This window comes from Peptostreptococcus anaerobius VPI 4330 = DSM 2949 (assembly GCF_000381525.1).
GTDB classification, from domain to species: Bacteria; Bacillota; Clostridia; order Peptostreptococcales; family Peptostreptococcaceae; genus Peptostreptococcus; species Peptostreptococcus anaerobius.
On record NZ_KB906650.1, the window covers coordinates 1497 to 10877 of the forward strand.

A 9381-nucleotide genomic window follows, 5' to 3' on the forward strand; every position below is an offset into this window, starting at 1 on the left:
TTTTCAGGTTCTTTGCCTTTTTCAGGTTCTTTGCCTTTTTCAAGATTTTTGTGCTTCTGATCATCACCATTGCTACCATAATCTATATCATTGGCTCCCTCTTCGTATGACAATATTGATCTTATCATAAGAGCCCCTTTCTTATTATCTAGATTATCATAAGACCTGAAATAGCCTCTGTCAACTTGATATGAATATTTCTTCATCTTGCTAGCTGTTCTGTCAAGAGCAACCACAATAGATTTATTCGTATCCTTGTCCGGTTCTATAACAACATAATACTCTCCGTCTACTTGTACATTATACTTTTCCAAATCTATCTCAGTATCTCCAAATACATTCAAATGTCTGACTTTTACTGGCATTAATAATGTTTTAATACGGTTATTTTTATCGAATTTTACAACAGAAATCGTAGCAGAAGTTCCTGTATTCTCAATATCGCTAGCAAACCTAACCTTAACCTTGCTCAAAGTAGCCTTTTTCTTTGGTTTGAATGAAACTGCTACTCCTAAATCACCATTTATACCAACAACCTGATTTTTTCCACTTTCGTTTTCTTTTCCATTATCATAATATAGTTCAACATCATCTGAAGCATTCTTGTCTTCTAAGTTTATATCAAAAACGCTTGAATTTTCACCAAGTGTCACCTTTTTTTCATAGAATTTGTATCCATGCTTAAAGGCTCTAAGTGTATATTCACCTACTGGAACATCTTTGATGCTAAACCTTCCATCATTTCCTGTTAGTTCAATCTCCGTTGTAGCATCTTCTACTAAATATACATTTACATCAGATAATTTTGTGCCTGATTTGTCACTAACACTACCCTCTAAATTTTTTATGGGTTTCTTGATCATATCAAAGTCTACATGAGTAGTATTTTCTTTGTTAATCTTAATTGTTTTGTCTATAGAATTATATCCAAATGCCTTGCAAGATATTTTAATGTCCCCTTCTGACGGATATACAATGAAAAATTCACCACTTGAAGAATTACTCTTAACCTTAATATCTGTTCCTTCTACACTTATCTCAGCTTCTACCGGTTTTCCATCAGAGGTTACTTTTCCCCTAATAGTTCCTATTTCTTTATCCATTGCCTTTACGACTGCAGCATAAGCATTGACAATTCCATGCCCGTATCCATTATTAGGTGCTGTCTTGTAGTAGGAATCTGTCTTAGGAGTCGCAGTTTCTTCTAAAATTTTTTGTATCTCTCTATCATCTAGATTTTGTTTTGCAGATTTCACTAAGGCTGCAACACCTGCTACATGAGGAGCTGCCATTGAAGTACCGCTCATATAAGCATAAGTATCTTTGATACTGGACCTTACATTAACCCCAGGTGCAGAGATTTCTGGCTTTGTAAGGCTTGTATCAAATAGGGATGGCCCCCTTTTTGAAAACGAAGCCAAGTTACCCATTATGTCAACTGCTCCTACTGCAAAAGACTCTGGGTATGATGCAGGTATAACTATACTACTTTCACCAGGTAATGATTCTCCAGGCATCTGATTACCAGCTGCAAATACTGGTAAGATATGGGCCTGTCTCCACCTACCTACAGTAGATTTAAACCAGGTATCTGTCAAATACTGTGAACCACCCCAGGAATTATTGATGATTTGGGGTGCCTTAGAGGGGTCATTTCCAGGAGCCAACATCCATTCAGCTGCCCTTATAAAACTTGATTGTTCTACATTCCTATAATTACTATCAAATATTCTGGCATTAATCCATTGAGCATCAGGTGCTACACCTATTCTATTAAACTCCTCACCACTTGAATTTAATTCAGAACCCAGTACTATACCGGCACAATGGCTTCCATGAGCCATATCAAGAACACCACTGGTATCCTGCTTCCCTTGAATAGCATCAAAATAATTACTATCGTCAAAATTAACTCTATTAGTTGATTGGTCATAACCTTTAAATTTTCTCTTTAAGGCAGGATGGTTAGCATCTACTGCTGAATCCATTATACCGACCGTCACACCTTGACCTCTTATCCCCTGATTCCAAGCTAAGTCTGCACCGATATTTTTCAAATTCCACTCAATCTCATCTCTGTTAGATTCTACATTACTTGGTTGCTTGTCAATTGGATTATCCGCTTGAATTTTTTGATTTATATCTATTTTACGTACATTAGGATGAGACGCTAATTTCTCTATTAGATTTGCTTTGGATTTCAAATGTATGGCATTTATGATATAAAAACTTTCATAACTCTTTACATTTCCAGATTCTTTTTCTTGTTCTAACCAATCCAATATGCCATCTTGACTTTCCATAGCAGTCTGAGATAGCTGAGCTATAACAGCCTTCCTGTCTTTATCGTCTTTACCCTCTTCTGTTTTTATGGTCTTGCTAAGTTTTTGAATATCCTCATTTGATGTATCATCCTTAAAATATACCATACTATCTATATAGCCATCGGTTTCATTCAACTTTGCCTTTAAAGCATCAGTGATCACTCCATCATACGACATTCCTCTAACCTGAACAATATTTTCTAACGATTTATGAGCTATAATACTACCACTGTAATTTGTCATAATCATACAAGAAGACAGAATAAGAGTCAGACAAGATTTTTTTATTTTATTTTGCACTTGTAATGCCTCCTAACTTTATCATAGGATACAAAATTGTATCCTATGATAAAATATTTTTTTAATTATAATATCAATATTTCTAATTTTTCACTAATAATGACTTTATAGATTCTCTTACTGACCTACCAATAGAGTTCATTCCACCAAGAATAGTTGCACTACTTATTTTATTATCTTCAATATATTTTCTCTGTCTTGAAGTCATATAATTTGAAACCAATTGTAATGGTGCTTTCTTATAAGCAGCTAACTGAGAACCCGCTAGAGCATCTGTCATTTTATCATTATCACCGGATGCCATAACTATCCCATCGGACTTAGTGTATAGCTCCTCTGACAATTTTAATGAAGTCTCATACCTATCGTATCCACTAATCCTTCTAATTTTTTTAGCAGCCATTTCTAGCTTTCTTTCTAAGTCATTTGACACGGATTTATATCCACCAACAATAATTACTTCATCAGCTTTATTTATCAATGACATATCACTATCAGACAAACTCTTACCATTTGTTAAAATCATATTGTAGTCATTCTGAGCACAATAACCGGATATAGAAATAGCATCCGCATAATTAACTCCATTTACTATAACCAACTTCTTAAGATCTGAGTTTGATTTATTTGCTAATTCTCTAGCTGTATCATACCTATCCTTACCGTAAATTCTTTCAGTACTGATACCCATAGTCCTTAATTCATCAGTAACCTGTCTGTTGATAGTATTATATCCACCAATTATTGTCACTTCACTTACCCCTAGTCTTTTTAACTCTCTTATAGTTTCACTTGGCAGGTAAGAAGCCTTTGTTAATAGTATTGGTGCCCCTTTCTTCTTTGCAAACAATGAAGTTGACAGCGCATCTACAGTAACTTGACCTGATGCTAAGACAGCCTTCTTATTTGTATTTGGATATAACATTTTACTTATTTTACTAGCAGTATCATACCTGTTTTCACCGTCTAGACTAGTGATTTCAGACTTTACAATTTCATTATTTACATTTAGTGTTAGCTTGGCAGTCTTTTCTGTATTCATGGCAGGAATAAACATTTTTATAATTATATTTCTTTCAGGCTTACTATTCCTAATAAATTTAAAAGTATTTACCCCCTTATCTTCCTTTATAAGTTCGGCTTCTTTAAAGGTTTCACCATTTTTAACATATAATTTACCTACACTAGGTTTATTCTCGTCATACATTCTGAATGTTAATTCATATGTGGTTTGATTTTTATCCTTGTCATATGTTGTTAGGATCTTATGATCTTTTAAGAAAATATCTGCCATTGATTCCTTATTGTCCTCATCCATTATCTTTGCATCAATACTTTTCTTGTCAGATTTTTCATTTTCCTTTTCTTTCTTTTCATCTGCATTATCTTTTTTTACATCCTCAGATGATTTAAACTTTACAATTGCTTTTTCTAGCTTTTCTATCTGTTTATTATAGTCGTCGTCATTTTCAGATGTGTTTAATATATTTACAGACTCATTTATCACCTTATTAAGTTCATCGTAGGCTTCTTTAGATTTTTTGCCTTGCTCTATTTTCTTAGCCATATTCACCTTGCTCTCCAAGGATTTCCTTGCCTGGCTAGAAACTTTTTCCTTCTTTTCTATTAGAGACTTTATAGCTTTATCTATTTCCTTAATTAGAGCAGACCTTTTATCCTGTCTATTCTTAGTCTTAGCCTCTTTAAGGAAATTTTTGGCGTCAGCCAATTTGTCCTTTAGATACTCCACTGTCTCATCAGTATATTTACCAGAATTTAATTTTCCTTCTGCTTCGCTTATTACTTTTTCTAATTCACTAGTATCATATCTTAGTCTATCAGGTGAGTGCTGAATATCATACTTGTAATCATCTATTTTAGAATCTTCTATATCATCTCTTGCAAGATATTCTTTTAGTTCTTTATATCTATCCTCAGCAATTTTCTTCGCTTCTTTGATACTCTCTTGAGTATACTTCCCAGATTCTGATTCTGATTTTATATCAGCATCTGCCTGCTTTTTGACAATATCTATTTCTATATACAAATTAGGTTTTTTAATAGAATTAAATAGATTTTTATATGCATCATTTACTTCAGCAATAGTTGCATTATTATTATTTCTAACTGACATTGCATTATTATAAGCAGACATAAAGTTTTCATAAGGTTTTTCAGGTATGATATTCTTATAGGATTCATAATACTTCTTGTTTATACCATTAATCAAGTTTATTAACTGAGTCTTATCCACTTCATTATCATTGTATCCTTCAGTCTTTTTAGCATAATCTATGTCTAAGACTACTGTATGCTCATGATTCTTATCTCCAAAAACTGGTGTAGCAGAGTCAAGATTCAAATATAGCTGTCGAGTTGACGCATCTACTGGTATTTCAACTTCTGTTGGGTATTCGTATTCCTTGTCCACTGACTGATACTTCATTCTAATTCTAGCTAATTTTTTGTTCTTTGCTTCAAGCTTTTTACCACTTTTTTGATTTCCTTCAAAGTAGTATATTTTAGATATTACTCCTGTAGGATTTCCACCTTCTCCCAAAAGTGGTCTTAACTTCAGTGTCAATATTTTATCTGAACCCTTAATACTTAGCTTGGCCCTGTTTACAAGTGCAGGTGCAGCATGACTCTCAGAATGACCGTTTTCATGTAAAAACTTAACATTTACTGTATAATCCTTAGATTCATTATTACCATTCCCACTGTCAGGTTTAAGATTTTCATCGTTTGTTTCAATCTTATCATCATAGTTGATGCTTAACTTATTATCAGAAATATAACGTTTTGCATCTTTATTATCCTTAGAATCATAATATGTTATATCTATAGGCAGAAGGTCTTGCTCGCCATCCACGTCCAATTCTATTTTTTCTGGACTATACAAGTTTTTTGTTCCATCTATAAAATTAAATTCGAATTTTTTACTTGTAACTGTGTTAGCTGTTTGAAGTATATTTCTTCTAGAATATTGAAAATCTGTAATTAATTTATCAATTTTATTCCCATTCATAATAGGTTTTAAATATAAAACTAATTTCTTGTTTTTTCCACCTTCTTTTATAATATACTTTGCATCTTTGTTTATAAATTGAGAAAAGTCAGTATTCACATTCCCATTTGGTTTTTGTAAATTTACCTTAACATCATATATAGCATCTTTTTCTTGATGTTTATTTTTATCATCTTCAATTAAATCATCACTGCTTCCATCTTTTCTTTTCAAAGAATTCGCAGTCTTCTTTAATTCATCATAAATTTCTTTGGTATCATTAGGAACCGGCATAGTCTTCTTAGTAGTGTTTAGCCATTTTTCTGCCTTTGTAAAAGCCACTAAAAATTTAGCATATGAATCAGCTTCATAACGGTTTCTTTGATCAACTCTATCTTTGACTTTATCATACAAACCCTGCAATTTTTCAGTATTATAACGTAGAACTGTGAAGCTTAAATTAGTGGTCTTAGCCACATCTCCAACAAGATCTGACAAATCCTTATTATCCATACTTCTGTTTATATGTTCAAGTTCACTTTTAAAAGTTTCTAGACTTTCTTTAGTATAGGTTTCAGGAGAATAAACAGAACTATCTAAGCTACTTTTCTGCTGGCTAATTATTTTTCTCAGTATTTCTCTTGAGGTTTCTTTATATTCCGCATAATAAATAGGTTTAACAATTTCATATAAATTAGTTAAATTTTCCTCGCTCAAATCTTTAAATGTTCTAATTTTACGTATAGCATCATCTATCTTTCTGCTCTCACCAGAATCCATTATTTCACGTTTTATGGTATCGGCTCTCTTCAGCCAAGCTTCTATTCTCTTTTCAACATACTCTGGTTGTCTTATTTTTTTTAGAGGAGTATTACTTTTTTTCAACTGACTATATTTTATATCAATACCAAAAGGTTCTCTTATAGTAACCTCCTCATTATTATTGTTTATGTATTTTAAACTATTTACCACTAGATTTTCAGGTCCAACTTCTCCAGGTACTGTGACACTAAACATTGCAATATCACTATCTTCCTCAACTGGTTTTATAGCTGTAATAGGCTTGACAGTTGATATTCCATTAAAGGAAATCTGTTTGATAGACTTAACCATTTCTTTTTTCATGGAGAGCATGATATCATGTTCATTTCCAGACTTAACTACGGCAACAACTCCAAAAAGATTTTTTATATCTGGATTATTCTCTCCCTTGACATAGATATCTTGAGCCGGAGTATAACTATTCACACTGGTAACTTTATAAATATCAAAATCTCCCTCTATACCTTCATAGTAACCATCCTCTTTAAGTTCATTTGAAAGTGGAAAATACAAAGCAGTTTTTTCAAGCATTAAATTATCATAAAGTGATTTAGCTTCTGCATCTGTCAAATTTTCCAATTTTCCATTTATACGATATGCTTCTTGCCACAACTTCCACCATGGTGTATCCTTAATTGCAGTTGGATTCATTCTACTAGCATCGCTAAATACATCAAAAGGTGTTCCATTGTCTACAGTTTTGATAAAAATGGTACCTATATATCTATCAAGTATACTCTTATCAGATATAATCTCTTTTACTAGTTTTCTTAACTTAGTCTTGGCTTCACTCTCCTCTTTTCCATTTTGTAAAATGCCAACATTTGTATGATTTTTGATATGATTACTTTCAGCAAAAACTGGTATAAGACTTCCTGTTGACATTATTAAAGACAATGCAACTGATAATATCTTATTGCTTATGTTATATTTTTTATTAAGCATAACTTCCTCCTACATTATACAACTATATTTAATATGCTTTTTAGCAGAAAACATTTTTATAATTATCATAGTAGCGCTACCTTCCTTCTTATTATAAACAGATCCCTACCGAAATATATATTAGCATAGCCTGATAATAAATGCAAGTTATTATTACTATCATCTATTATTTCATATTATCTATTTCATATTATCGTTTAATTCAAAACATAGTAATACAAATCATCTTATTTTATACTAGATAAAAATAATGCTAATATAGTAAATTTAAATAAATATTTTACCTCTATTAATGGCTTGTATAATAGAATTCTTGTGAATTTATGATAACAATTTAGTAATTTTAGGGAACAAAAAAGGAATTATGTGCTAAACTCACTAAAATATGATTATTCGAATACTATGGTGGAGGATAAAAATTACAAGGTAAATCTGAAAGAAAAGAGAGGTTATGCTTTCATTTACTTGTTTCTTGAATGCATAACCTCCATTAATTTGAGATCTACGAATGTGTAATCTCACCTATATTAAATGGCTCTATGTCAAATAACGTTGGTGATAATTTAAATCAATAAAATCTATTAAATTATGCGGCAGCATCCATAGCAAACTGATAACTATGGATGTTGCCCTTTTGTATCTTATACCTTTCCATTAGCATTATCCTTGCCTTAAAATTCCTAAAACTCCTATATCCGTAGGATACTCTTTTAACTACCTTAATCTTGTTGTTTTTACCCTTCACCATAGCATTCGTATAGTCATATTTTAATGAATTAATCACATACTTTCTAAGCTTTTTAAGGCTTTTTATACTCTTCCTAAAACACATTGGTATTTTATCAGTCCTAGTATTTAGAATATCTTCAAGCATAGCTACATCGTTTTTAGAGATACTTAATAGGAAGTTTTGATAAAAATCATATGCTTCTTTTAAGTTGGGGAATTTTCTTAACATATAGTCTAATATATCAACTGAACTAGTCATATTTTTAAAGTGTAAATTCTTGTAAAAATATATACTGTTTAACTCCCAGTTCTTCCTAAGTGGTATTTTCCAGTATCTCTTCAGTATTTTATACTCTCTAGACCTGGTATTAAGCTTCTTCATCTCATTTATTCTTAACTTGTTTAGCTCTCTTGTCAAGAGCTGTACTATGTGGAATTTATCAACCACAATATTGGCATTTGGAAAAACCTTCTTGGCAAGATCAATATATGGCTTATACATGTCTGTAGTCACATATTCTACCCTTTTTCTGACCTTTAAGGGATAGGAATTAAAGTGCTCAAAGAGGTATCTTTGCCTCCTATCCACCAGGATATCAAAAATATGACCGCCTTCTAAATCAGTTAAATTTACACTCATAGATGCATCAACTGTATTTACTGACTTGAATTCGTCTATTGATAGAATCCTAGGAAGATAATTTTTTCTCCTCCTATCTTCAGTTAAACGGAGTATTCTAGCAACACTAGTAGGAGATACATAGTGTTTTCTTGCAATTAAGTCCATTGACTTAGTCTCACATAGGTTTAAAACTATGGACCTCTTAAGATCATTCGATATGAAGCACCCCTTATCTACGATAGGTGTTTTGGCCATAAATGTTGACTCACAATGCTTACAGAAAAATCTCTGTTTTTTAACCATCAATATCAAGGGATTTGTATTAACCCTATTAAAAAATATTTTTACAGTCCGGCTTCCATTTTTAGTTATGTCATAATTTTCATTGACTATACCACACTTAGGGCAGCAAGTCGGCCTATATGAAAGCTTTCCCCTTAGGACTGTATATTCTATACCTTTAATCTTTTCTTTTTCGTTACCTAAAATTACTAAATTGTTATCGTTAATTCCCAAGATTTCTGTTATACTAGCATTAGAATACATATCATTTCTCCTTGTTTTTTTATTTGTAGTGATTTAAATTATACATGAGATTTGATGTGTATTCTTCTTTTTTTGCAAAAAATTTA

The 9381-nt window shown here is 31.9% G+C and carries 3 protein-coding genes; all 3 read right to left on the minus strand.

The genetic code is table 11. The features are described 5' to 3' along the window. On the minus strand, positions 1 to 2624 hold a 2624-nt coding region (locus tag F823_RS10695; protein WP_019595704.1), incomplete at its 3' end, for a S8 family serine peptidase. A gap of 82 nt (positions 2625 to 2706) precedes the next feature. Then, positions 2707 to 7398: a cell wall-binding repeat-containing protein gene (locus F823_RS0109665; protein ID WP_002845533.1), complete on the minus strand. Its 4692-nt coding sequence runs from the start codon at positions 7396 to 7398 to the stop codon at positions 2707 to 2709. A gap of 586 nt (positions 7399 to 7984) precedes the next feature. Beyond that, positions 7985 to 9295: an ISL3 family transposase gene (locus F823_RS0109670; RefSeq protein WP_019595705.1), complete on the minus strand. Its 1311-nt coding sequence runs from the start codon at positions 9293 to 9295 to the stop codon at positions 7985 to 7987. Between the last annotated feature and the right edge of the window lie 86 nt (positions 9296 to 9381).